At 40.9% G+C, this 26,828-nt stretch carries 25 protein-coding genes; 10 read left to right on the top strand and 15 right to left on the bottom strand.

The genetic code is table 11. The features are described from left to right. Positions 1–119: 119 nt before the first annotated feature. Positions 120–1,058 (bottom strand): LysR family transcriptional regulator, encoded by a 939-nt coding sequence (locus A7968_RS07630; RefSeq protein ID WP_064665994.1) that lies wholly within the window; start codon positions 1,056–1,058, stop codon positions 120–122. A gap of 114 nt (positions 1,059–1,172) precedes the next feature. On the opposite strand from A7968_RS07630, the gene A7968_RS07625 reads away from it, so the two are divergent. Further along, on the top strand, positions 1,173–1,829 hold the full coding sequence (locus A7968_RS07625) for a nitroreductase family protein (protein WP_064665993.1): 657 nt from the start codon (positions 1,173–1,175) through the stop codon (positions 1,827–1,829). A gap of 112 nt (positions 1,830–1,941) precedes the next feature. On the opposite strand, the gene nhaD is transcribed toward A7968_RS07625, so the two are convergent. Continuing rightward, entirely contained in the window at positions 1,942–3,378 is a 1,437-nt protein-coding gene (gene nhaD, locus A7968_RS07620) for a sodium:proton antiporter NhaD (RefSeq protein WP_064665992.1), read from the bottom strand. Between the two features lie 387 nt (positions 3,379–3,765). Between nhaD and A7968_RS07615 the strand changes: the two genes are divergently transcribed. Continuing rightward, a complete protein-coding gene (locus tag A7968_RS07615) occupies positions 3,766–4,965 on the top strand; it encodes an Nramp family divalent metal transporter (RefSeq protein ID WP_064665991.1) in 1,200 nt (399 codons plus the stop codon). A gap of 208 nt (positions 4,966–5,173) precedes the next feature. Next, a complete protein-coding gene (locus tag A7968_RS07610) occupies positions 5,174–5,899 on the top strand; it encodes a substrate-binding periplasmic protein (RefSeq protein ID WP_157586683.1) in 726 nt (241 codons plus the stop codon). A gap of 89 nt (positions 5,900–5,988) precedes the next feature. On the opposite strand, the gene serS is transcribed toward A7968_RS07610, so the two are convergent. The 6 genes from serS to lrp all read right to left on the bottom strand — a co-directional run bounded on the left by serS (position 5,989) and on the right by lrp (position 12,773). Then, positions 5,989–7,287: a serine--tRNA ligase gene (serS, locus tag A7968_RS07605; RefSeq protein ID WP_064665989.1), complete on the bottom strand. Its 1,299-nt coding sequence runs from the start codon at positions 7,285–7,287 to the stop codon at positions 5,989–5,991. Positions 7,288–7,295: 8 nt separating this feature from the next. Further along, positions 7,296–7,682, bottom strand: a complete 387-nt coding sequence (gene crcB, locus A7968_RS07600; RefSeq protein ID WP_064665988.1) for a fluoride efflux transporter CrcB — start codon at positions 7,680–7,682, stop codon at positions 7,296–7,298. Continuing rightward, entirely contained in the window at positions 7,669–9,012 is a 1,344-nt protein-coding gene (locus A7968_RS07595; protein WP_064665987.1) for a replication-associated recombination protein A, read from the bottom strand. The genes crcB and A7968_RS07595 overlap by 14 nt, the downstream gene beginning before the upstream one ends. A gap of 5 nt (positions 9,013–9,017) precedes the next feature. After that, positions 9,018–9,644 (bottom strand): outer membrane lipoprotein periplasmic chaperone LolA, encoded by a 627-nt coding sequence (gene lolA, locus A7968_RS07590; RefSeq protein ID WP_064665986.1) that lies wholly within the window; start codon positions 9,642–9,644, stop codon positions 9,018–9,020. Beyond that, a complete protein-coding gene (locus A7968_RS07585) occupies positions 9,645–12,107 on the bottom strand; it encodes a DNA translocase FtsK (protein ID WP_064665985.1) in 2,463 nt (820 codons plus the stop codon). It lies immediately after the preceding gene. Positions 12,108–12,293: 186 nt separating this feature from the next. Continuing rightward, positions 12,294–12,773 carry a leucine-responsive transcriptional regulator Lrp gene (lrp, locus tag A7968_RS07580; protein WP_016707458.1) on the bottom strand — a complete coding sequence of 160 codons (480 nt, stop codon included), beginning with the start codon at positions 12,771–12,773 and terminating at the stop codon, positions 12,294–12,296. Between the two features lie 140 nt (positions 12,774–12,913). Between lrp and ald the strand changes: the two genes are divergently transcribed. Continuing rightward, positions 12,914–14,035: an alanine dehydrogenase gene (ald, locus tag A7968_RS07575; RefSeq protein WP_064665984.1), complete on the top strand. Its 1,122-nt coding sequence runs from the start codon at positions 12,914–12,916 to the stop codon at positions 14,033–14,035. A 72-nt stretch (positions 14,036–14,107) separates the two neighbouring features. On the opposite strand, the gene A7968_RS07570 is transcribed toward ald, so the two are convergent. After that, complete coding sequence (locus tag A7968_RS07570; RefSeq protein WP_064665983.1) at positions 14,108–14,905, bottom strand: M48 family metallopeptidase; 798 nt, start codon at positions 14,903–14,905, stop codon at positions 14,108–14,110. Between the two features lie 193 nt (positions 14,906–15,098). Here A7968_RS07570 and A7968_RS07565 point away from each other — a divergent pair, with 193 nt between their 5' ends. After that, the gene (locus A7968_RS07565; protein WP_064665982.1) at positions 15,099–16,298 is read left to right on the top strand and encodes a Bcr/CflA family efflux MFS transporter; all 1,200 of its coding nucleotides are present in this window, start codon (positions 15,099–15,101) and stop codon (positions 16,296–16,298) included. Positions 16,299–16,341: 43 nt separating this feature from the next. On the opposite strand, the gene grpE is transcribed toward A7968_RS07565, so the two are convergent. Together grpE and A7968_RS07555 are read right to left on the bottom strand one after the other, a co-directional pair. Next, positions 16,342–16,950, bottom strand: coding sequence for a nucleotide exchange factor GrpE (gene grpE, locus A7968_RS07560; RefSeq protein ID WP_064665981.1), 609 nt, complete (start codon positions 16,948–16,950; stop codon positions 16,342–16,344). A 58-nt stretch (positions 16,951–17,008) separates the two neighbouring features. Then, positions 17,009–17,974 (bottom strand): hypothetical protein, encoded by a 966-nt coding sequence (locus A7968_RS07555; RefSeq protein WP_064665980.1) that lies wholly within the window; start codon positions 17,972–17,974, stop codon positions 17,009–17,011. Positions 17,975–18,074: 100 nt separating this feature from the next. Here A7968_RS07555 and nadK point away from each other — a divergent pair, with 100 nt between their 5' ends. The 5 genes from nadK (at position 18,075) to A7968_RS07530 (ending at position 22,288) form a co-directional block, all read left to right on the top strand. Continuing rightward, positions 18,075–18,959 (top strand): NAD(+) kinase, encoded by an 885-nt coding sequence (gene nadK / locus A7968_RS07550; protein WP_064665979.1) that lies wholly within the window; start codon positions 18,075–18,077, stop codon positions 18,957–18,959. A 79-nt stretch (positions 18,960–19,038) separates the two neighbouring features. Continuing rightward, a complete protein-coding gene (locus A7968_RS07545) occupies positions 19,039–19,581 on the top strand; it encodes a hypothetical protein (RefSeq protein WP_064665978.1) in 543 nt (180 codons plus the stop codon). 89 nt (positions 19,582–19,670) lie between these two features. Further along, positions 19,671–21,344 carry a DNA repair protein RecN gene (gene recN, locus A7968_RS07540; RefSeq protein ID WP_064665977.1) on the top strand — a complete coding sequence of 558 codons (1,674 nt, stop codon included), beginning with the start codon at positions 19,671–19,673 and terminating at the stop codon, positions 21,342–21,344. A gap of 109 nt (positions 21,345–21,453) precedes the next feature. Further along, positions 21,454–21,879: a hypothetical protein gene (locus A7968_RS07535; RefSeq protein ID WP_157586681.1), complete on the top strand. Its 426-nt coding sequence runs from the start codon at positions 21,454–21,456 to the stop codon at positions 21,877–21,879. A gap of 103 nt (positions 21,880–21,982) precedes the next feature. Then, entirely contained in the window at positions 21,983–22,288 is a 306-nt protein-coding gene (locus tag A7968_RS07530; RefSeq protein WP_064665975.1) for a GRAM domain-containing protein, read from the top strand. A gap of 284 nt (positions 22,289–22,572) precedes the next feature. On the opposite strand, the gene A7968_RS07525 is transcribed toward A7968_RS07530, so the two are convergent. The 4 genes from A7968_RS07525 to A7968_RS07510 form a co-directional block, all read right to left on the bottom strand. After that, a complete protein-coding gene (locus A7968_RS07525; protein WP_064665974.1) occupies positions 22,573–23,661 on the bottom strand; it encodes a DUF4238 domain-containing protein in 1,089 nt (362 codons plus the stop codon). A 145-nt stretch (positions 23,662–23,806) separates the two neighbouring features. Beyond that, entirely contained in the window at positions 23,807–24,436 is a 630-nt protein-coding gene (locus tag A7968_RS07520) for a hypothetical protein (RefSeq protein ID WP_064665973.1), read from the bottom strand. 1,106 nt (positions 24,437–25,542) lie between these two features. Further along, complete coding sequence (locus tag A7968_RS07515) at positions 25,543–25,941, bottom strand: hypothetical protein (protein WP_157586679.1); 399 nt, start codon at positions 25,939–25,941, stop codon at positions 25,543–25,545. Between the two features lie 82 nt (positions 25,942–26,023). After that, positions 26,024–26,320, bottom strand: coding sequence for a hypothetical protein (locus A7968_RS07510; RefSeq protein WP_064665971.1), 297 nt, complete (start codon positions 26,318–26,320; stop codon positions 26,024–26,026). Positions 26,321–26,828: the final 508 nt, after the last annotated feature.

Here is a 26,828-nt window from a genome sequence, read left to right as displayed (position 1 = left end):
ACTTTAAAGGCGTTATTTTTAAACGAAATCATGAAGCAAATAAAAGTGATCCTACAGAGTAATAGTAAACTCCCCTTAATGCTCAATTGCCACGTTGTAGCACAGAATATGTTTAATAATTAGTCATCAAGTACACTGTGTTCAAGTACGCCTTTATCAATTAGTTGGCTGATTATCGTGCGTGCTTTTTCACGACACGTATCACGTAATAGTCTAACTGCAGGAGTAATTGATTGACGACTTGGGCAAATGAGCCAGAGTTCGCCACAGGTATGTTTATAGCCCGGCATCAGGGTAACGACTCGATCATTTAGTAGGTCATCGGCTATATCTAATGCTGATTTTACGGCAAGCCCTTTGCCAGCAACACACCAGCGCCGTACTAAATCACCATCATTAGAGGCGCGCTTGCCCTGCATTTTTACTTTGTATTTGTTTTGCCCGTCGGTGAATTCCCACACATTATTGATAATATCTTGCAGTTGATAAAATAACCCTTGATGCTGGGCTAAATCATCTGGGTGCTGAGGATCACCATATTGCTGCACGTATGCTTTGGTGGCGCACAATAAGCGGGGCACGTTACAAATTTTAAATCCATAAACATTGGCATCATTTGGCGAGCCATAACGCAGTGCTATATCCACCGAATCGCGGTAAAAATCAATGTTACTATCACTAATATGCGTGCGTAGACTCACCTTAGGGTAACTATCCATAATTTCATCAATCCAAGGGATCACTAAATTACGGCCAAGATCAGATGATAATGCAACCCTTAGTTCCCCTTCAATCTCATCATGTTCACCTTTAAGGTTTTGCCGAGCTTGTTCAAGTATGGTTATTGCTTGCTCGCACTGTGGAATGTAGCGTTCACCTGCTGCTGATAGCCTTAAATGCCGCGTAGTGCGCACAAAGAGGTCAACACCTAATGTCGCTTCTACCCTTTTAATAGCGGCGCTTGCGGTTGCTGTTCGCATATCCAATTTTGCTGCTGCAAGGGTGATACTTTTAAATTCCGCAACTTTTAAAATAAGTTTTAAATCGTCAATCTGCATATTATCTAAATATATTTGATAATGATTCAATAATTATGCTGTTTATCAAAAGTAATGCAAGCGCTATCATCAGCTCCATTCAACAGCTTTGATTATTCGCTACAGGAACCAATTATGACACACCCGATTATTACTGACTTAGAAGCTCGTTACACAGCAAAAAAATATGATGCAACTAAACGTGTATCGGCAGAAGATTTAGCTGTTATCTATCAAGCTATGCGTTTATCCCCGTCATCAATTAATTCGCAACCATGGAAATTCATTGTTATTGAGTCTGAGCAAGCAAAGCAACGTATGCATGATACTTTTGCTAACAAGTTTCAATTTAATCAACCTCATATTAAAGCTGCCTCACACATTATTTTGTTTGCATACAACCCAAAATATAGCCGAGCAGATTATGCAAAAGTGATTGACACTGATATCAAAAATGGCCGCACGCCTGCAGAAAACCGCGAGCAAGCCTTTGGCGCATATGCATTCGTTGATTTAAATACCGATGAATCTGGTAACAATGGCACCTGGAGCAAAGCACAAACCTACCTTGCACTTGGTAATACTATGCACGCCGTTGCACGTTTAGGTATTGATTCAACCCCAATGGAAGGCGTAGATAGCGAGCTAATTAGTGAACTTTTTGCGGATGAGTTAGATGGTTATATTTGCGAAGTTGCACTTGTTATCGGTTATCACGAAACGCAAACTGACTATAATGCCAAACTGCCAAAATCACGCTTAAACCAAGAGCAAATTATTCAGGTGATTTAAATAATATTGTTGGCTTAAATTGACTCACAAAATTTAACGATCCACATAAAGAAAAAGCGAACAGGTATCAACGTGTTCGCTTTTAATTTTGCTATTCAGTATTTTCTCGTTATTAGAAAAGATCAACGTTTAGCCATAAATGAACCATGATACTTGCGCCATAGCCAAGCGCAATAACTGGCGTCCACTTTAAATGGCCAAAGAAAGTATAATAACCGCGGGCTTGCCCCATTAATGCCACGCCGGCAGCAGAGCCAATTGACAATAAACTACCGCCGACCCCCGCTGTTAAGGTGATTAATAACCATTGCCCGTGTGACATATCCGGTTGCATAGACAGCACTGCAAACATCACGGGGATGTTATCGATAACCGCCGAAATAACCCCTAGGAATATATTGGCCGTTGTCGCCGACCAACTGCCGTAAAGCATCTCAGACATTAAATTTAAATAACCTAAAAAGCCAAGGCCGCCTACACACATTACAATGCCGTAGAAGAATAATAAGGTATCCCACTCGGCACGCGACACTTTACTAAACACATCAAAAGGTACAACACTGCCAAGCTTAGCTAAACGGTCATTATCACCTAGTTGCTCCGCGTGCGCTCTTTTTCGAGCGAGTGATCCTGGTAAAGTCATTCTTAAAAAATAACCAAAAAACTGTAAATACCCCAACCCCATCATCATGCCAAGCACAGGCGGTAAATGTAAAAAACTATGACTCGCTACTGCCGTGCCTATAGTCAGTAAAAACAACACTAAAATTCTGATTGCACCGCGTTTAAGCTCTACATCTTCGTATTGGGCCGTGGGTTGCTTATCAGCTACGTAAAAACTCATGATGGTCGCAGGGACGAGATAATTAACTAGCGAGGGTAAAAATAAAACTAAAAACTCATTAAAGTGGACTAAACCAGCCTGCCAAACCATTAAGGTGGTAATATCGCCAAATGGGCTAAATGCTCCACCGGCATTGGCAGCAATAACAATATTTATACAACTAAGATTAATAAACGGTTCATCACCTTCTGCTACCTTCATTACTACAGCACACATTAAAAGTGCGGTGGTTAAGTTATCTGCAATCGGGGATATAAAGAACGCTAAGAAGCCTGTGATCCAAAATAAATTTTTATAATTAAAGCCTTTACGGATCATCCAAGCACGCAGCGCATCAAATACCCTACGCTCTTCTAATGCATTGATATAGGTCATCGCCACCAGTAAAAACAGCATTAGCTCGGCAAATTCGAGTAAGTTATGCCTAAATGCAGTTTCGGTAATGTCTGGCATATCATTGTTTACATAATATGCACCAATTAAAATCCAAATAAGTCCAGCCGCAACCAACACCGGTTTTGATTTTCGTAAATGCAGCTTCTCTTCGAGCATTACCACTGCATAAGCGAGACAAAAAATCGCTATACAGATCAAACCCACTGTTGAGGTCGTTAAATTTAACTGCCCATCAGCTGCCCACGTTGGGGAGCAAAATAGTAAAAGTACTAGACTAAATAGGTTAAAGCCTGATAGTAAGTTTTTCACACGATACGTCCTGTTTTAATTTTAAATTTTGTGTTCTTTGATGGCTTGTATTCCAGTAGTCAGCTTTAGTTTTTATTTTTAGTTTACTGTTAACAAAGTGATATCAAAAAGTTGACGTAAAGTACCATAATTAATGCCATACACCATTATACAGAAGTCTTAACTTTCATTACTTTTCGTTATATCAATGATAAAAACAGTAAATATTGGCGACTCATTTCGCTAAAAAATAGACCAGTGAGCTTTATCTATTGGGTGAATTGCATGGCTTAACTTTAGTTCTTTTAACAATATAATTTAACTTGTATGCTGTAACTTATTGATAAAAAATATCAAGCCAAGTAGCTGAACACAGTTACCAACGTTAAACAAACTCTAAGGTTACTCATGCGACTAGGACCAGGCCTACTTGTTACTGCTGCCTTTATTGGCCCAGGGACTATTACCACCGCCAGTATTGCAGGTGCCAATTTTGGTTTTACACTGATCTGGACATTACTGTTTTCAGTAATAGCGACTATATTATTGCAATCAATGGCTGCCCGCCTTGGTGTAGTTACGGGTCAAGATCTTGCCCAAGCACTTCGCACCCATATACAACACCCATTATTTAAACCTCTCGCCGCCTTCTTAGTGATCAGTGCTATTGGCGTTGGCAGTGCCGCTTATGAAGCCGGCAACCTAAGTGGCGCTACACTGGGATTAATTGAAATATTCCCTCAAGTAGAAGCGCAACTTTGGACACCCTTAATCGCTATTTTCAGCGCCCTATTACTTTATAGCGGCAAACATAAAGTGGTAGAAACCGCACTTATCTTTTTAGTACTGTTGATGAGTTTAGTGTTTATCTCTACCTTAGTGATGGCTGCACCACCTATGGCTCAAGTACTTGCGGGCTTTATACCAAGTATACCTGAAGGCTCTGCAACGACAGTATTAGCCTTAGTGGGTACCACTATTGTGCCTTACAACTTATTTTTACACTCAGGTATACTCGCCGCGCAACACAACGAGAACATTGATCAACGTAAGCTCATCAAACACACTAATTTAGATACGGGTATATCCGTCACACTGGGCGGCGTTATAACGCTTGCTATTTTATCCACTGCTTCAGTCGCTTTTTACGGCACAGAGGTCGGAAAAATCAGCGCTGCCAATATGGCGGTACAGTTAGAGCCATTACTAGGCAATGCCGCACATTATTTTTTTGCGATTGGCTTATTTACCGCGGGGCTAACCAGTGCTATCACTGCGCCACTTGCTGGTGCATACGCCGTATGTGGCATGCTTGGCTGGTCTAATGACATGAACAATAGCCGTTTCAAACTAGTCGCCATTGTTATTTTAGTATTTGGTGCTGCAGTTGCATCACTTGGCTTAGACCCTGTTGCCGTGATCATCTTTGCCCAAGCCGCCAATGGCATATTACTGCCGATTGTGACCACTTACCTTGTATGGCTAGTCAATCAAAAATATGTAATGGGCAACTACACCAACTCAATTATTGTTAATCTATTGATCTTGCCGGTGCTATTACTCATTTTCGGCTTAAGTAGCTACAAGTTGATTAGCTTGATTTTTTAACTGGCCTTTTAAAAACACAAAAGCCGCTGTTTATTACCAACAGCGGCTTTTTAATTTACCCGCACAGACTTTACTAATCACAAACCAACATCAACCTTCCCTGCTATGCCACGGATAGGTTAATAATTAATAGTAATTGTCATTCAATTGGTTAAATTTTGAATTAAGCCTAAACTTAACTACATCAGGACAAAATGCGTCAAATAAAATGTTAAAAATTACCTTGTTGATTTTACTTTTATCAACTTTCACTGTGTGGGCTGAGACAGAACAAATAACTATTGCAGCTGAAGATTCGTGGCCTCCCTACGCAAACGCCGATGGGACAGGCCTAGCAAACGAAATTATTACAGCTGCATTTGCCACACAAAATATTGAAGTAGAATTTCATGTATATCCTTATGCCAGAGTACTGCATTACCTTGATACAGCCGCTTATGTTGCAGGGTTTAATGTACCTATTGATGCTGTGACAAAACAAAAATATTTACTCGGTGATACACCACTGTACGAGGCATTTTCAGCCTACTATCAAAACACTGAGCAGCCACTTGAAATTGTTAATCGAGAGCAATTTAATGGCCAGTCCGTTGGTGTTGTCCGTGGCTACGGGTATGGACAACATCATTTAGATTTAATCGCTAAGAATGCAATTACCATTGCAGACGCAAATACAGATTCGGCAAATGTGAAACGCTTAATGATGGGCCGCTTAGATAGTGCGTTAATTTTCATTAAAGTTGCTAATTTGCTGCAACGTCAACAAGTATTACCAAAAGAAGTGCAACTCGCTTTTATAAATGAAGGCACTGATATCTATTTAGCATTTTCTCGCAATCATCCTGATGCAATGCGTTTACAAAAAAAGTTTGAGCTTGGCCTACAAGAAATAATAAGTACTGGTGAGCGTGATAGCATTTTAGCTAAATACTAATGAATTAATTTAGACTGAAAAGCCGCTGTTCGTTACAAACAGCGGCTTATTTTCTTATAACTTACGGCTTAAAACTTAAAGCTATTACTTTATTTAATCACTTCAAGTCCATTCATATACGGGCGTAGCACTTCTGGCACGACCACTGAGCCATCGGCTTGTTGGTAGTTTTCTAAAATCGCAACCAGTGTACGGCCAACTGCTAGGCCTGAGCCATTGAGTGTATGCAGTAACTCTGGCTTTTTCTCACCGGCGCGACGAAAACGTGCTTGCATACGACGTGCTTGGAAATCAACCATGTTTGAACATGATGAAATTTCACGGTAGGTATCTTGCGCTGGTAACCATACTTCTAAATCGTAGGTTTTTGCTGAGCCAAAGCCCATGTCGCCCATACATAAAATTACTTTACGGTATGGTAGCTCTAGCGCTTGTAAGATTTGCTCGGCGTGACCGGTTAGCTCTTCAAGTGCTTGCATTGAATCTTCTGGTTTTACTAGTTGCACTAATTCAACTTTATCAAATTGGTGCTGACGGATAAGACCACGGGTATCACGGCCATAGCTACCTGCTTCACTTCTAAAACATGGCGTGTGCGCAGTTAAACGAATTGGTAAATCTTTTTCGTCGTAGATTTCGTCACGGGCGCTGTTAGTAAGCGGTACTTCAGCAGTAGGAATTAAGCTAAAACCTTCTTGCTCTTCGCCGTCATCGTTTACTAAACCTTTGGTGTGAAATAAGTCTTCGGCAAACTTAGGTAACTGGCCTGTGCCATATAGGCTGTCGCGGTTTACTAAATACGGCACGTACATTTCTGTATAACCGTTTTTATCCGTGTGCGTGTCTAGCATAAACTGCACTAGAGCACGGTGCATGCGAGCCATTGCGCCGCGCATTACCGTAAAGCGTGAACCGGTAATTTTAACGCCCATTTCAAAATCAAGGCCGTTTAAATCTTGTCCTAAGTCAACATGATCTTTGACTGCAAAATCATACTTTTTAGGCTCGCCCCAGGTTGAAATCTCAACGTTGTCAGATTCGTCAGCGCCCGCTGGTACTGATCCATCCGGTAAATTTGGGATAGCTAAAGAAATTTGCTTAAGCTCTTCTAAAATGGCGTCTTGTTCAGCTTTTACGCTATCCAGTTGCGCGCCTAAGTTACTTACCGCATCTAACAACGGTTGTGCATCTTCGCCTTTTGCTTTTGCTTGGCCAATTGCTTTGGAGCTGCTGTTACGCTCACTTTGTAATTCTTGTGTTTTTACTTGTAAAGTTTTGCGTTTTTCTTCAAGTGCGCTGACAGTCGCAGTATCTAGCTCATAGCCACGTGCTGCTAAGCGCGCCGCTGTTTGCTCGAGATCTTGACGTAATAATTTAGAATCTAACATGTTAGTTTTTAACCTTTTTGCATTACCAGCTGAAGGCCCAGCCAAGCCATAAAAATACACACCGCCACATTTAAGACGATATTGAGGGCCATTTTAAAAAAGTGACCTTGTTGTAATAACAACAACGAATCCATTGAAAATGTCGAAAAGGTGGTCAAAGCACCTAAAAAGCCAATTCCTATCAGGGTTTTAGCGGGGCTTGCGGTGATAATTCCACGCTCTATCAAACCGTATAATATGCCCATCAACAATGAACCAAGAATATTAACTGCCAACGTGCCAAAAGGGAATCCCCTGCCCAATAGTTTTAACATGGTTTCGCTAATAAAAAACCGTAAACAGGCACCTGAGGCACCTCCTGCGGCAATCATGAGGTATATCTTAAGGCTTGTCATAGCGTTTTATGTCACTGTGTTGATCGCGCTCTTTGAGGTAGTCGAGCTTTTGTTTAATTTTTTGCTCTAAACCACGCTCCGTTGGAAAGTAATATTGTTTATCAGCTATTTGCTCCGGGAAATAGTTTTCACCGGCGGCAAAGGCGCCTTCTTCATTGTGGGCATAGCGATACTGCGCACCATAGCCTAAGTCTTTCATCAAATTTGTTGGGGCATTGCGTAAATGCTCTGGCACCGGATAGCTCGGCTCGTTTTGCGCATCCAGCTTGGCTTGATTAAATGCAGCATATACAGCATTACTTTTCGGTGCGCTAGCTAGGTAAATCGTAGCTTGTGCAATTGCCCGTTCGCCTTCACTTGGTCCAACTCGCTGAAATATATCCCATGCATTGAGGGCCACTTCCATCGCCCGCGGATCAGCATTACCAATATCTTCAGTGGCGATGGCGAGTAACCGCCTTGCAACATACAGCGGATCGCCGCCACCGGCGAGAATTCTGCAATACCAATACAAAGCACCATCTGGGGAGCTACCTCGAACTGACTTATGAAAGGCTGAGATCAAATCGTAAAATTCATCCCCCCCTTTGTCATACTTGGCTAAATGCGTTGGCAATACTTGACTGAGTACGTGCTCATCAACTAGGTATTGGCCGTTTTGCTCTACGGTTAAATCAATCGCCTGCTCAAGTAAATTAAGCACTTTACGAGCATCGCCATCACTGGCTTGGCACAACGCTTGTTTAGCATTTTGTGCAAGTACCACCGTTTTATTTTTCAGTTCATCATCGCTTGCAAGCGCTCGCTCAATAACAAGATGCAAATCAGTGTCTTGCAGCGATTTAAGGACATATACTCGTGCTCGCGATAAAATCGCATTGTTTAGTGCAAACGAGGGATTCTCAGTGGTGGCACCGACAAATATAAAGGTGCCGTCTTCAATATGTGGTAAAAAGGCATCTTGTTGCGATTTATTAAAGCGGTGTACTTCGTCAACAAATAACAAAGTACGCTGTCCGCGACCTTCCAAGTTATTGCGGGCTTCGCTTACTGCATCACGAATGTCTTTAATACCAGCAGTGACTGCTGACATTTGAATTAACGCAGCATCGGCATGATTAGCAATAATTTGCGCTAAGGTGGTTTTGCCAACACCCGGCGGCCCCCACAAAATAAGGCTATGGCATCGCCCTGCTAAAATAGCTTGATAGAGTGGTTTATCTTGGCTTAATAGGTGTTGCTGGCCAATATATTCATCTAAACTGGTTGGTCGCATACGCGCCGCAAGTGGGCGCACATCGGGGCTAAAATTAAAGCCTAAATTACTCACTGTAATTATTCACCTTGGCTTTGGTCGTCTATTTCAACACCTTCAGGAATATTAAATTCAAAGGTTGAATGAGCTAAACTTTCATTCACTTTAGCATCGCTAAAGGTAAAGGTTGATGATTGCCCAGAGCTGTCTTTTACCAATAGTTGCGCTAAACCTGTTTGATCTTTCGCAAATACAATGTCTAATTGCTCTACTTGACTTTCAACACCTTGATTTGGCGTCACACTAAAACCCGCCGCTGTGGCTGTTACTTGATACTTTTGCCACTGTGCAGGATCTTTAGAAGTGAGTAATACAAACGGTGTTGAGTCAATCAAACTGTGAGTATTCATAATTGTTACTTGTTCTGCAAAGCTGTCAAAGTAATAGGTTTTTTCGCCATTTGAAACAAATAAGGTATCGTCAGGGCTTGCTTGTTGCCAACGGATCATCATTGGCTGTTGGAGCGCAATATTGCCCTTGCCTTGCATAATTGACTGACCTTGGTCGTCATTCACTTGTTGTTCGAATTGCGCTTGAAAGCTTTTTAATCCAGCAAGTTTGTCTTGTAATGCTTGGCTATCGTCTGCATACACAGAAGCTGATAAAAGGCAGCTGATCGCCAAGGCTAAATAGTTAATTTTTTTCATTTAATTTGCTCCACCATTGGGCACTAATACATCACGGGCACCATTATGACCTGGTGCGCTCACAATACCCGACGTTTCCATTTGTTCCACTAAACGTGCAGCACGGTTATACCCTACACGTAGCTTACGCTGGACACTTGAAACCGATACCTTGCCAGTTTCAATTACAAATGAGACGGCTTCATCATACAAGGGATCTGATTCTTCATCCGCATTCTCACTGGCTTCGCCTGGGAGTAAAATATCTTCCGTGGCGTCACCGTTTAAAATCTCATCTATGTAATTTGGTTTAGCGCGGGCTTTCCAATCGTTCACCACCGCATGTACTTCATGGTCATCAACAAACGCGCCATGTACACGTACTGGGACACTAGTCCCCGGCGGTAAATAAAGCATGTCACCCATACCTAACAGGTTTTCTGCGCCTTGTTGGTCTAAGATGGTACGCGAGTCAATTTTACTTGAAACCTGAAACGCCATCCGCGTTGGGATATTCGCTTTAATTAAACCAGTAATTACATCAACCGATGGGCGCTGTGTTGCAAGGATCAAATGAATACCTGCCGCTCGGGCTTTTTGCGCAATACGGGCAATGAGCTCTTCAACTTTTTTACCAACAATCATCATCATGTCGGCAAATTCGTCAATCACCACCACGATGCTTGGCAGCTTGCCAAGCTCATCAGGGCCCTCTTTCATACCATCGGTGTCTTTAAACAATGGATCAAAAATTGGGTAACCCGCTTCTTTAGCATCCATTACTTTTTGGTTGTAACCTTTTAAGTTACGCACACCTAACGCCGACATTAACTTATAACGGCGTTCCATCTCACCTACACACCAACGCAGCGCATTGGCGGCTTCTTTCATATCGGTGACCACTTCACACAGTAAATGTGGGATACCTTCGTAAACAGAAAGTTCCAACATTTTCGGGTCAATCATGATCATACGTACATCATCAGGGCCTGATTTGTACAGTAAGCTTAATATCATCACATTAACGCCCACTGACTTACCAGAACCTGTAGTACCTGCCACAAGTAAATGCGGCATTTTACCTAAGTCGGCACAGATTGGCTCACCGGCTATATCTTTACCTAAAACCATCGTCAGTGGCGATGGATTTTGCTCAAACTTAGGTGCATCGATAACTTCTGATAAACGCACGATCTCACGATGTTTGTTAGGTAACTCGATACCAACATAAGTTTTACCCGGAATAACTTCAACAACACGGACACTCACCGCTGATAACGAACGGGCTAAATCTTTTGCCAGACCGGTAATTTTAGATACTTTAATACCCGGCGCTAAATCAAGCTCAAAACGGGTTACAACTGGCCCAGGATAAACCGCAACAACCGTAGCTTGCACGTTAAAATCAAGGAGTTTAGTTTCAACTAACCTCGACACCGCTTCAAGCTCTTCCGGCGAAATTGGGTTTTTCGCTTTGTCTGGCCTATCCAGTAAATCAAGTGTTGGCAGAGGGGTGCTCGGCGGCTTTTCCTCTAATAACTGCTCGAACTTCTCTTTTGCTGTTGGTGGTGGCTGATAAGTGCTCTTTGGCTTCGGCATAGGTCGCGCTGGAGAAACCACGGTTGTTACCGGTTTTTCAGGCTCAGCAACATAACTTTGATCCAGTGCATTTAAGGCCGCTGCGGTATCCATAGGTTCATCATCAATAGCACTAAAATTGATCTCTTGATCAAGGATATCGTCTAAATCATCAAATGCTGGGTGAGCGTCTTGATAATCTGGTGTCGTGTCTGTATTGGCTTCAGTAAAGCGAATCGACGAAGTTTCTTTGTTAGCTTTTGGTTCTGCTATTGAGGGCTGTTCAATAGCAACCGGCGTATTTGCTGCTCGTTCACGCTGTAGCCATGCTTGTAGATGATCCGCAATAAAATGATAACTACGCATGATCCAATCGCCAATAAAGTCGACAAACTGTACCCAAGAAACACCCGTCAACAAGGTTAAACCGGCAAAAAAGAAACACAGCAATAAAATAGACGTGCCAGTAAAATTAAATGCTGGCATCATCGCTGAAGCTATTACATCCCCAACTACCCCACCCGATGAAAAATTATAAATATCATCAAAATTAATACTACTGATGGCCGTTGCTGAGGTTATAAATAAAGCAAAGCCAATTACGCGCAGCGACAAGGTTGTATAATCAAGTTGAAAAATTTTATGCGGTTGCTTAAATAATAAATAACCAAAGATTTGGATCGCAGCGGGCACTAAATAAGCCAACCAACCAAAAGTAAGTAGTAAAATATCGGCAATCCACGCGCCAGCGGCCCCAGTTATGTTTCTTACGCTCTCATAACCTGTTTGCGACCAGCTAGGATCAGCGGGATCAAAGCTTATCAATGCACACAAAATAAATATGGCGGCAAAGGTGCTTATTATCAAACCGGTTTCTAATAGTCTTTGTACACCGTTTAGGCGCATAACTCGCTATTCCTCATTTTCTTTGTACTTCTTTGTACTCATCTCTTAGCAATGGAATACCTTAGCAGGAAATACTTTTTGTTGCACTTTATCTTAACCATCATGGCCTGATTATGAACAGGTTTTCATTAATCGGGCATGTATCAATAATACAACTTAAGTAGTTACTAGAAAATGGCGCATAATTCACCCGATATAAGGGCGAATAATCACCCCTTGCTCACCTTTAACTTCTTCCATTACCACATAAGTACGGCTTTCGCTTACATTTGGCAACTTTAGTAGGATGTCGCCTAACACGCCTCGATACTCAGACATATCGTTTACGCGGGTTTTTAGTAAAAAGTCAAAATTACCAGACACTAAATGGCACTCTATAATTTCATCGTGCTTTTTAACTGCGGCGCTAAATTCATCAAATACGTCTGGTGATGTTTTAGTTATTGTTACTTCAACATACACAGACAGACCTTGGCCAAGTTTAGCAGGGTCTACCACTGCTTTGTAACCTACAATATAACCTTCTCGTTCAAGCTTTTTAACACGCTCTAAACAGGGGGTCGCACTTAAACCTACTCGTCGGGCCAGTTCGACATTTGAAACACGGCCATCGTGTTGTAATTCCATCAAAATCTTACGGTCAATACGGTCTAATAACTCATGCATAAGGCCAACTAGTTTTTTACACTGTTTAAATAATATTTTTAGATTATATCACTAGCATGACCAATAAAAAAGGTGAGACACACTGGCTTGCCATGAATATAATAGTGAAAAATTTTATCCCGTTCTAACAAGGCGAAATTATGATTATCGGTGTACCTAAAGAAATTAAAAACCATGAATACCGTGTAGGTATGGTTCCTGCGAGTGTTCGTGAATTAGTAAATCACGGCCACCAAGTTTTTGTTGAAACTGACGCTGGTATGGGCATTGGTTTTACTAACGAAGATTACACACTTGCTGGTGCAGAAATTTTAGCAACCGCTGCTGACGTTTTTGCAAAAGCAGAGATGATTGTAAAAGTTAAAGAGCCGCAAGCTGTTGAGCGTGCAATGCTTCGTGAAGATCAAATTCTTTTCACTTACTTACACCTTGCACCCGATCTTCCACAAACTGAAGACCTAGTGAAAAGTGGCGCAGTATGTATTGCTTACGAAACGGTGACTGACTCACGTGGTGGTTTACCATTACTTGCTCCTATGAGTGAAGTTGCTGGCCGTATGTCTATTCAAGCGGGCGCACAAGCACTTGAAAAGTCTAACCATGGTCGTGGCATGTTATTAGGTGGCGTACCAGGTGTTGAGCCAGCTAAAGTCGTTGTGATCGGCGGCGGCATGGTAGGTCGTAGTGCAGCGCAAATGGCGGTAGGCCTAGGTGCTGATGTTGTGGTACTTGATCGTAACATCGACGTGCTACGCGCACTTGACGCACAGTTTGGTAATAAAGTTAAAGCGATTTACTCAACTGCTGATGCCCTTGAAAAGCATGTGCTTGAAGCTGATCTTGTGATTGGTGGCGTACTTATTCCAGGTGCTGCTGCACCTAAGCTAGTAACTGCTGAGCACATTAAAGCGATGAAGCCTGGCTCTGCTATTGTTGACGTAGCAATCGACCAAGGTGGTTGTATCGCAACCTCTAAAGCAACCACACATGCTGATCCTACCTTCATCGTTGATGAAGTAGTTCATTACTGTGTTGCGAATATGCCAGGTGCAGTGCCACGTACATCTACGTTTGCACTTAACAATGCAACATTGCCTTTCATCATTAACCTTGCTAACAAAGGTTATAAGAAAGCATTACTTGATGACGCTAACTTCCTTAAAGGTCTTAACGTGATCAAAGGTCAAGTAACTTATAAAGAAGTTGCTGAAGCATTCAACATGCCATACGTTGATCCACGTACTGCTGTTGAAAATTCGTAATTAGCATTTAAGAAATTAAAAAGCCTGTGAGTTTTTGCTCACAGGCTTTTTTTATGCATTTAGAAAATAATACTACAGCTTACACTGTGGATTTTTACCCGCTGCATTCGCTGCTTTTTGTTCATTCAATGCTTGTGGTAACTTCGCTTGTAACTCTTTAATACGATTACCTGGTGCAGGGTGAGTAGACATAAACTCAGGCGTACCGCTGCTGCCCGCTTTACTCATATTCTGCCAAAGGGTGACTGATTCTGTTGGATCGAAACCCGCTTTCGCCATTAAATCTAAGCCTACTTGATCAGCCTCAGATTCATGTGAACGGCTAAATGGTAAAATCACCCCGTACTGCGCACCTAGACCAAGCCCTTGCATGATTTCATTGCGGTACTGCACATTCCCCATTTCAAGCGCCATACTGCCCGCTTGCATACCTGTTTGTAACAGCGAGCTTTGTGACACACGTTCATTTGAATGTTCGGCAATAACATGACCTACTTCGTGGCCAATTACAGTTGCAAGCTGATCTTGATTTTCAGCAACTTTTAATAAGCCAGTATGTACACCAATGTAGCCACCCGGCAGTGCAAATGCATTCGCAGAGTCTTCTTCAAATACAACGACTTCCCAAGCTTGGCGTGCGTATTGTTGCGGTAAAACTGCAATAACATCATCAGCAATGCACTTTACATAGGTATTAACAGCAGGATCATTATTAATTTTTTGATTCTTTTTCATGTCAGCAAAACTTTGCTGACCCATTTGGCTCATCTCTTGATCAGAATAAAGTGCAATTTGCGTGCGTCCTGTGGGTGATGTTTTACACCCTGCTAATACTGCAGTGGCAAGCACAGCCAAAACTAATTTTTTCATTGTATTCCCTCAACTCACATTTAATTATCCCTAGAATAGCAAACCAGTCTACGATTGAACATATTGCACTTACAGCTAAATACAGAAGTTATGTTATTTATATGTTAAAGATGATAGTTAGCGTGCAAACTAAGTACCCAAGGGAAGTGACCGCTGTTACAATATAGGCCTCTTTTTATTTAGTGGGTGAATCATGCAAGACTCAGTCTCTTTGAATAAACGCATTCTGTTACCTTTACTTGCCAGCATTGTAGCAATTACACCATTGGCAATTGATATGTACTTACCTGCAATGTTAGTTATTGCCAATGATCTCAATACCACCATGCCCAATGTACAGATATCATTAAGTTTGTACTTAGCTGGTTATGCGCTAGGCATGTTATTTTTTGGTCCAATAGCGGATCAAATTGGTCGCCGCGTACTCACCAAAGTAGGATTGGCATTATTTGGGGTAAGCTCAGTCGCATTGGCCTTTTGTAATGATATTCATCTGTTTTGGGTACTGCGCGCTGTTCAAGCATTCACAGGTGCAGCAGCAACCGTTGTGGTACCGGGGATCATTCGCCATATCTATAAGCAAGATACCGCTAAAGGAATGTCGTATGTATCAATGATCATGATGGTAGCCCCGTTGATAGCCCCTACTGTGGGATCTATGATCATGGGCTTATCTCACTGGCAAACGATCTTTTTAGTACTAGCCAGCTACAGCTTTGTAATTTTAGCGCTCGTGCAAATTTACCTCATTGATATTCCTATTTTTAAAAGTCCGCTAAAAGGCTTTGCACTGTTTTTTGATAGTTATAAAACCGTGTTTAAAAATAAAGATACCCGTGCCGATATTGCCAGTTCAATGTTTGTCTCGTTCGGCTTCTTTTGCTTTTTAACTGCAGTACCGTTTGTGTACCTTGATTACTTTAAAGTGTCAGAGCAGCTATTTGGCATTCTATTCGCGTTTAACGTAATGGCGCTAATGTTTGGTAACTTTTTAAATACCCGATTAGTGCCAAGAGTGGGATCGCGAAAAATGCTCTATTATGGTTTAGCCGTTGGCTTTGTTGCCGGTACTGCGCTACTCACATTTAGTATATTGCACTTGTCACTGTTTTATATAGTCGCAGCAATAGCCCCCTTAATGATGAGTTTAGGGGTGACAGCAAGTAATGCTGATGCACTCATTTTAATGCAGTTTGAAGAGCGATCTGGTACCGCTACAGCGGTTATTGGTACCTTACGCTTTGGTAGCGGCGCATTAGTGGGACCAATTTTAGCGCTGATGCATGCACAAAGTGCAGTACCATTTTCGAGCTTAATGTTCAGTGCGTTAGTGCTCACGCTGATTGCGCAACTTTGCCACCGAGCCAGAAACAAAAAAAATGCCCGTAGTTAACGGGCATTTTTTACTAAGCTATCTACTTAACTGTGCAACCTACTTATTCAGCCGCTTTAGATACCATAACCATCGCAGGACGTAATAAACGACCATTTAATGTGTAACCTTTTTGCATTACTGCTAATACAGTATTAGGTGTTACATCATTACTTGGTTGAATCGACATAGCTTGGTGAAACTCAGGATTAAACTGCTCACCCTGTGGGTTTACAATTTCAACACCAAATTTTGCAACCGCATCATTAAAGCTTTTCACAGTCATATCAATCCCTTCAAGCAATGGCTTTAAGGTTTCATTTTCTTTGTCTGAGAACTCAATAGCGCGTTCTAAGTTATCAATAACTGGCAATAATTCGTTGGCAAATTTCTCAAGTGCAAATTTGTGGGCTTTCTCTACATCTTGTGCAGCACGGCGACGCATATTGTCTACATCTGCGGCAGCGCGAACAACACCGTCTTTTTGACTAGCAATCGTTTGTTTTGCTTCTTCAAGCTCGGCATACAGCATGGCAATTTCAGCTTCAGGGCTAACTTCTTCGCCTTCATGAGCATCAGCAGCTTCTACAGCGGCTTCCACTTCGGCTTGCATTTGCTCTAATTCTTCGTTTAGTTCGACTTCTTGCTCTGGTGATTTTGTCTGCTCAGACATAATTTAAGTGCTCCAATTCTTTTCAATTGCGGTAATTATGGGGATTGAATCAAAAGATTCAAGAGCCAAATGACTCGATTAATTTAAATTCTTGAATGATTGCTTCAATTTGCGCCGATTTAGGGCAAATTACACAAAAACGACTTTGATATTCTTGATTTTGAAAATACGGTACGCTGATCACCATCAATTCATCACAATCAGTAAATGGCAATTGAGCGGTGTTTAATACTGACACGCCGTTTTTAAATGCTAATTTATCTTCCACAAAATTTAAAAATGACACGCCGATGTTTAAGCTTTGCTCACAATCAATTTTCCGATATAGATAATTTTCGCCAACGACTATGCTGTTATCTGAGCCTAGCTTTTGACTCAGTTCTCGCGTCCATTGGTGTAATGAATCATGACAATTACGTGGCGCAGTATTTGCCATCGCTTGCATACGATACAAGCCTTCCATTAATGTTTGTTGACTAAATACCGTATTAAGCCAAGTAGCAAACTGATAACGCAATGTATCTGACGCCTCATCAGGCTTGTGAATACAAATATTATGACTTTGCCCTGCTCTATCAAGCAATAATATTAGCCAATCATTGCTATCAAAATCTAATACTTCTACCCTAAAAACATGTTGCGAGCTGACTTGTGGTAAACCAACACAACAACACACTTGATAACGCTGGCTCAATCCATGGGCAAGCTCTACCAATTGCGCTTGTGCTGGTTGCCAATATTGGGCTATATCAGCAAGTGGGAAAAACTCACTTAGCCAATAATCAAAACCTGCATTGGTCGGCACTCGTCCGGCAGAGGTATGCGGCGAATATAACAGGCCAATTTTTTCAAGCCGTGACATGGCATTTCTAACCGTTGCTGAGCATACAGCCATGCCTTTTTGTTTTGCAATACGACTCGACGCCACGGGTTGCCCTTCACCATTACAGTACAGGCTCATCACGGCGGAAAATATTTGCTGATCTCGAGGGTTTAAATTCATAGTATCTACATCTTGCTGCATACAGGGGATATCGGGGCGCAATGAGTTTATTTCAAGGTTATTTTCAAACTTACCATTTATAGGTTACTCTATTGATATTAATACTATTGATGCATTTATCATGGAATCACCGTTTAAAACCATAGGCTTAATTGGCAAACCAAATCACAGTGGCGCAGCTGCAACTTTACAGCGCTTGTACACTTTTTTAAATGCGTTGGGCTTTGATGTACTATTAGAGCAACGTACAGGGCACCAGTTAGCCGATGTTCCCAAGGAAAAGTTAGTCAAACTGATAGAGCTAGGTGAGCGAGCTGATCTTGCCATTGTGGTCGGTGGTGATGGTAATATGCTAGGTGCCGCACGGGTTTTAGCCCGTTTTGATGTTGCCGTAATTGGTGTGAATCGAGGCAATTTAGGCTTTTTAACCGATTTAGACCCAGAAGGCTTCGAAGCCAGTTTAGAACAAGTACTAAGTGGCCAATACATTGAAGAAAAACGTTTTTTACTCGAAGTGGAAGTATACCGCCACGCCGAGTTAAAAAGTGCTAACTCAGCAGTTAACGAAGCGGTTTTACATGCTGACAAAGTGGCCCATATGATAGAGTTTGAAGCCTTTATTAATAATGACTTTGTATTTTCACAGCGCTCTGATGGTTTAATTGTATCAACGCCTACAGGCTCTACCGCCTATTCACTCTCTGGCGGCGGGCCAATTTTAACCCCTGAACTTAATGCAATTTCATTGGTGCCGATGTTCCCCCATACATTATCCAGCCGACCTTTAGTGGTCGATGCGGATAACGAAGTTCGCTTAAAATTGAGCTTAGAAAACACCGATAGTTTACAAGTGAGTTGTGATAGCCACGTAGTGCTTGCCGTATTACCTGGCGATGAAGTACTGATCAGAAAAGCTGATAAAAAATTACGCCTGATCCATCCTAAAAATTACTCGTATTATCATGTATTAAGAACCAAGCTAAATTGGGGTAGCCGTTTGTATTAATTTCATTGCGCTTAACCATACTTTAGAGCAAAATAACTTAAAATTTATTTATTACCCTTTTCAGAGAAATTAACGCATCATGACTTATGTTGTTTTCTTGGCTTTATTATTATTGATCACCCTACTTGCCAGCTATTTAGTGATTGAGAATAACCGCCGTAACGCACTCGCAGCAAAAAAGAAGTTATTCAATACCCGCGTAAGCGAAGTGAATGCAAATCTAAAATCAAAGCTCAATGAGTATTGTGAAGCAAAAATCATTCGCCCAAAATACATTCCCCGCATTCAGGTCATTGTTAGTAATTTTTTTGTTGTGCAAGCTCACAACGACGAGAACTTACTTTATTTAGAGCGCATTATTGAGTCACTTATAAGCACTATTAATAGTGAACTGGCAAAAACTTATGTAACCGGTGAACGTGATGCGCTCGCACAGCGTTTAGATTTTTTTGTCACTGAACTGCCCTCTGCAGGCTTAGCTTACAATAAAACCTTTTACCATGAGTTATTACCTTCAATGATCAAAGTTTTATGTACCAGCGAGTTATCAGCCAATCCTGATGATTATGAAGAAGCTATTGATCCAGCAAACAATTTTGACACTTCAGTAAATGAGCATTAAATAAACTCGCCAATTTAATATAAATTTAATTTGCAAAAACCCAAAACACTGTATAAATTAACAGTTAATTGACTGGATGGATAAACAGTATGTTAATTGGGTTAGAAATTAAAAATTTTGCAATTGTAAGCAATTTAAGCACCGAATGGCAAAGCGGTATGACTGCTATTACAGGTGAAACAGGTGCAGGTAAATCAATCGCTATTGATGCCTTATCATTATGTTTAGGGGAGCGTGCTGAAGCATCAGCGGTGCGACCTGGCACTGAGCGCGCAGAAATTTGCGCGCAGTTTGATATTACTGCACTGCCTCTTGCCAAACAATTTTTAGAGCAGCAGCTACTTACTAATACTGATCAAGAATGCTTATTACGCCGCGTGATCTGTAAAAATGGCCGCAGTAAAAGCTATATCAATGGCAGCCCGGTAACCGCCGCACAGCTTAAAGAGCTCGGCCAACATCTGATCTCTATCCATGGCCAACATGCACATCAACATCTGTTGAAAAGCGAGCATCAATTACAACTACTCGACTCATATGCTGGGCATCATACCCTTGTTGATAATGTGCGAAGTCAGTATCGCCATTGTCAAAACCTACAAAAAGAATTTACAGCCCTTGAGCAAGCCCAACAGCAACAAGCTGCACAAAAACAACTATTAGAGTATCAAGTTGCTGAGCTTGATGAGTTTGCCTTACAAGCCGATGAGTTTAGCGATATTGAGGCTGAACATCACAAATTAAGCCACAGCCAAACAATTCTCGAAGCATGCCAACGTGAATTACAATACTTGTATGAAAGTGACGAACAAAACGCCTGCTCAATGTTACAACATAGTGCGCAGCAATTTGCAGAGCTGGCAAACTTTGATGAAAGCTTAAATAGTGTTGCTGCATTATTGGCAGAAGCCGCTGTACAAGTAGAAGAAGCTAGCCGTGAAATTCGCAATTACGCAGAGCAAACAGAGCTTGACCCTAGCCGACTGCTCGACGTTGAAGCTCGCTTAAGCGGTGCGATGGATCTAGCGCGCAAGCATCATATAAAACCAGAGCAATTAGTGGAGTTTCATCAGTCAATTAGTCAAGAGCTTGAATCGATCAGTACCAATTCAGCAAGACTCAATGAGCTTAATGACGAAATACAAACCGCACTTGATGACTACCACAGTGCAGCAACCGCACTGAGTGCAAGCCGCCAAAGTGCCGCGCATACGTTAAATGAATTGATCAGTGCAAGTATGGCAAACCTGTCGATGGAAAACGGCCTGTTTGAAATTGCGCTAAAACAAGAACATGATCGTGCTCCAAATAGCTTAGGTTTTGACAGCATTGCCTTTCTAGTTTCGACTAACCCAGGCCAACCGTTACAGCCATTGTCAAAAGTTGCCTCAGGTGGCGAACTGTCTCGTATCAGCTTAGCGATTCAAGTTATCATTGCGCAAAAAGTAACAACTCCAACCCTTATTTTTGATGAAGTGGATGTGGGTATTTCAGGGCCGACCGCCTCTGCTGTTGGTAAGTTATTACGCCAACTGGGTAAATCAACTCAGGTTATTTGTGTAACACATTTACCACAAGTGGCCAGCTCAGGACATCAGCAATTTTTTGTTGCAAAGGAAATTGCTGATGGTGAAACTTTCACGCAAATGCTACCACTGAATAAACATGGCCGTATTGATGAAATTGCCCGTTTACTTGGCGGCGATAATATAAGTAAAACAGCCAAAGCTAACGCCAAAGAATTAATTATGGCGCATGCTTAAAACCGTTGCTTACAGAATCAATACTGCAATTAATGCACCCTTTTACACAACATTAGCAAGCCTTACTGACAGTTGTAAGGCTTGAAAAGAACCTAAGTACACTTTTACAATGATGAAAAAAACAGACACAACAAAATTAGTAAGCCTATTGTTTAGCTTAATGCTACTGAGCGGCTGCAACGACTACTTTATTACTGGCGCTGCTTCGTCTTTCTCTGCATGGCAGCCGCTATTGTTCATAGCAACTAGTTGTTTGGTGTTAATTCCAATACTGAGTTTAGCACTGTTGATATTTAGCCAGTGGAAGCATATTCAGTTTAAAATTACCCTACAGCGTTATTTGCATGGTTCACTTATTTTAATGCTCGCTATTGCTTGGTTTATAGAGATAGGTTTAGTGCAACGTACTGATAGTCGAGTAGATTTGATGCTAACTTTATTCGCACTTGGTGTGCAAATGGCGTTGGTTTTGTTTGCGTTTGTGCGTGTAAATAAACAGCAAAAAATGCTCTACCGTGCTAATAACTTTTTATAAATAGTTGTAAACACGGCCTAAATAAAACATTTTATTTACATGATTGACACATTGAGGTTACCCGCATACACTCAGGAAAATAATAAAATCGATGGAGTGAATAATGAACGCAACACAATTAAAACGCTGTTATGCAACATTACAACTAGGAGTCGGTAAAGCAGATGGTCGTCTTACTCTGACCGATAATATACTGCACTTTGAGGCGCTCAATAAACAACTTAGCCTAGGCAGTTACGCGATAAAGCTAAACAATATCTCTCGTGTTGAAAAATGCTCAGGCAAAGCAGCCGGTATGCTACCTATCACAACATCTGGGATTAAAATAACTACCAAAGAAAACCACCATTTGGAATTCATTTTAGCAGAACCCGATGAATGGCTTAATTGCTTACAAGCGAGGCATTAAAAAGGTTAAAGGGACAAGTTGCTAGGTTGGAGGTGCTAGGCGCTAGGGAAAAGCCAGAACAGTCCAGTGTTAAATTTACCACCGTTGGCTGAGTTGAGTGTAACGAAACTCAGCCATGAATGATTAAAACTGAATGACTGCTTTGAGCAAGTACCGGACGGACAATCTAACACTCTTTTGGACAAAAACAAGTTAGTGCAGGAGTACTAGCTCAACCAAGATAGATGAGAAAAAGTATCTTGATACCTTAACCGCGAAACCCAACTTTGAAACATAGTCTCTTGTTAGAGCGCTTGTTCTCTTTGTCTTAATTCTTCAATTTTCTGTTGGTGAGAACGAACAACCTCAGGTTGACGATAAACATTGTATATTGCTCGTTTAGAGTACTTTTTCTTCACTTTTGAAAAGCTAAACCAATGACTAAAAATATAAGGAGCTTGCCACTGAACAATTAGACTTCGCGCCTCATCCCCATTGAATGATGGTTGAGTCGAATCAAAATGATGTGTGTATAGACTATTACTAGAGATACGACTACAACGCACTTTTACATAATCAGCAGCTTCTCGATGTGTAAATAAAATGTAAGACTTTCTACTTCTAAACTGAAGTTCGTTTAGCAAATGAATATCTTTAACATTGGTAACATCAGTATAGTACGTCCCTTTTTCTCCTACTTTATAAACTTGCTTATCATACAAACATAGAGTGACTCTATTTGATAATGGCAAGAAAATCTGAGTACCACGTTTAGCTATACTTGATACATCCACAGCATTTACATTGCGCAAATACCAATTGTAGTGAACTACTGGATGATCAGATATTACATACTCGGTGTCTGTATCATTGATTAAAAAGTGCCATTCTAAGTCAAGTATTAATGGACAGTGCAATACAGAGTCAATCGTTTGCATTCGAAGTATATCTTTAGGGTCATCTAGCACGAACTCGACACTATTGATTGCTTCTTCACTAAAGTTATTCAATTGCCCTAGCTGTGTTATGACATCATTCATGACGTTATTAAAGGTCTTCAACGAAGTAGATAACGCACTCGGAGTTCGACTTAGTTGTACGGTTATAAATCGAAGTAAGTATATTTGAGACTTAACATCTAATGGTTCATTTGATTCTCCACGAAACAACTTTAAAACACTCGAAGCAGGAGCTTCAATATGTTCTGCTAGGAAGTTCTCTACAACGTTATCTTTATCATAGAAGTAATTCTCAGCAAGTACCCTATCAACACTTGTTGGGTTTCGCAATATATCACGACTTGAATCGTATATATTCACAACGCCATCTTCTGAAGTGAAGTTCTTAAGCAAGCAGCGAGGAACAAAGTGCTGGTTTTTAGTTATTTTTGACATCTTTTTACCCACTTAATCATCACAGTTTGTAGTATCCATGTGCGCTTTAACGCCGCATTAAGGTATGAGCGGGGGTTAGCTATACTTGAGCGAAGCGAAAATACCAAGCGTTGTGAATCACTCTTAAATGCTTTGTTATATGCGGCTACCTGCTGAGTTCAAAGTCTGACTTACAACGGTTGCAAATAAAATTTACACCAAGTGTTTGACCAGTGCTGCTCCCACAAACGCTACATGGCTGAAACTGTTTCGAAAAGCCCACCTTTCCTTTAAACAAGTGTGCATGAGCTGACCAATCGGTGCTTTTATGCCTTTCCGAGAACTCTTTCTTTTTACGTTCGGCTTCCTGTTGAGCAGTGATTGCTTGTTGAAGTGCGTTGTGGGCATTTTGCAACTTAGCTTCAGAGCTAGCGAAGTTAGCAAGTGATTTTTCAATTATCCTCTCATCAACTTCGTTGAAATCAAAAAGCTCGCCATTAACTTCTAATTCTTTAGCTAGTGATTCATAGCACCTAGCCAATATAAGCGTCTCGTGGTGATCTACCGACTCTAGAACACATGTACTCATAACCAACATCGCACAACTAAATTTGTTTGGTTGTTTATATACTTTTCCCGAAACTAACTGGTAGTGTTGTTCCCATACTACATCAGTCATTTTTGAACTAAATTTAATAGCTAATTTATCACTAAAATCACCTACTGAGACTAAGACACTCTTAACCAACGAAGATACTTCAGACTTAACTTTAAAATTTTTGAACCAACTAAACACACTTACACCTCAAAACTTCACTGGGTCTAAATCTACACCATCATTCACTCGCTATGTAGGAGTGAACATGTAACATTTAAGTATTTATGCGACACGCCGTTTGTGTTGCATAATCGCTTGTTGGACTGAGGCGCTACCTGCTCGATGTGTCAGAGTTGGTGTTACTTATGCTATGGACTTTACTTATAGAGAAAGGCTTTTTATGACCTAACCGATATCAAGCCAATTTAATTGGCGTGCCTGTCGTATCTAAGCTGTCCCTGCGTTACGCAGCGTTTATTATGTATCCATTAAACCTAATGTTTAACCGTTAAGCAATTATATTTTTCGTACGCACAGCCGCGACTAGCCTGAGCAGTTAAGCAGGTTAACCACACAAATAAATCGCAAGATACTAACCTTGCATGACTGACAGGGGCAAATATTAACTTCAAACATCAAAATTATTGATCGACAGCTTCTCGCTCAAAGCCGAACTTCACAAAGTGCTGCTTGTTGGATAAATACAGAACGCTCAACCTTTAAAATTAGCCGCAGCATCAATGATATTACGAACAGACGGCTTTACTCGCATATTTATAGGTGCAGTTTTAGTAGCCATGTTAGCTCCTGTGTATTAATTAGATATACACAAAGGTTTAATTGTTTTTAATAATGTTGCTCGGGTATATATGGCATCAACACTAAAACATCTAGAGATGTTTTACTCTTAATTCCTACAAGCCATTATGGAGCAGAAACGAGTTATACCTGAATGACTGAAATTGGTACAAAACTGTCTGCGTTTTACCTCTGCGACTTAAATATAGTCTTAATGTCTGCTCTTAAGCGCAGCGTCTCTTAACCTCTTTGTGAATCATTATTTAAATAGCTTTTGCACAATTGAGTGATATAAAACACTCGATAATGCAAATCCCTGATTCAGTGCAATTATCTTTGGTTGGATGATATTCTGGATTGCACCGAGCAAACACAGTGTAATCGTAAGGTACACCCTGTACTTAAGCTACTAGCGGTAAATTGTAAGCGGCAATCCATTGAAAAAATAATGACATTTGCCGTTTTAAAATAGGAAGTAATACGATCTGTGTTCCTTAAGAACTAAGCTATGAGGTTTTACTAGCACTTTGCATTGCCTTAAATAGTAGAACGGACATTAAGATTGCAAAGAAATTTATGGTGATGGAGGATGAACCTACCGCCCATGAAATATGAAATGTAAAACCCAGTAACAAAGAGAACGCCCAACCACCGATATCGAACCCTACAATTTGAACTACATACACCCAGAAAGCGAATTTGATGAATCTATTCTTACCTTGGTATATCTTATAAGCAACGAATAGATTAATGAATATAGCTAACGGTGTCAGGAGCAATAAAATCAGAGTAAGTCCCTTTGCTTCTGGTAATAATGTGAAAAAGCTAAACCCCACAACTACGCTGAGGCCGCTGGCCACTAGTAGCGCTATAAATGCCGCTTTTGTATACGAATTTTGGATCAATGCAGTTACCCTCTGATTTAGACCTAACGCGTCCCAATGAGCGCAGCGAATGAACATAATGCGTTTGTTAGAAGTACCATGTTTACCACCCTTCCAAATGTGTACCAACCTCTTTGCCTTTTTCTAAATCATCTTTCGCTAAGTAGCCAAAGCGGTTATGTTCATTTCGCATACTTAACCTATGAAATGTAATACAACACACCAAATAGACTAACCAGAAAAAAAGTAATAACCCAACAAATAGCAATGACTTTTCAGCGAAATTAAGGCCATCTCTGAAAAAGACTATCGGGATACCAATCAGAGCAACTAGCCATGAAATATGCAGAAACGACACTTTTGCAGCAGTCTTTAAAATAAAGGGATTGTAGTACGACATTTGCAGATCCTTCTGGTACTTCTTACGAGCCTGTAGAATAACTCGTTTTAAAATTTATTTTTATTGATGAATCAACCATAGCCGAGTTCCTATTTTGATTCAATCAGTTACTTCGATTTTACGTAAATATAAAAAGAGGATTTGCTGTTGCTTTAATTGGCATTTTGGAAGGTATGACAGGTGTTTGAGTGGTTTATTTTAGGTGATAAGGGCTTACTTTTATTAATGCATTGTGTTTTCACATATCAATAATTAGCCTTCAAGTTCACCCTCATTTACTTCTCATTCCCTTCTCTTTGTGCAAAAAGTTTAGTGAATTATTCACAAAGAGGTTAAGAGACGCTGCGCTTTAGAGGAATATCAGCAGATGCAGTGTTAAAAACCCTCCTTAATACGTGTTTGCCGTAAGCTACTTGCTTAACAGCCGCATCGACAGACGAAGTAAACGAGTTTGCTTATTGAATTAGAGTTGATTTAGAATTGACCGTCACTGTATAAAAACGGTCAA

This window comes from Pseudoalteromonas prydzensis, from assembly GCF_001661495.1.
Lineage (GTDB): Bacteria > Pseudomonadota > Gammaproteobacteria > Enterobacterales > Alteromonadaceae > Pseudoalteromonas > Pseudoalteromonas prydzensis.
This window is presented reverse-complemented; position numbering and strand designations above follow the sequence as displayed.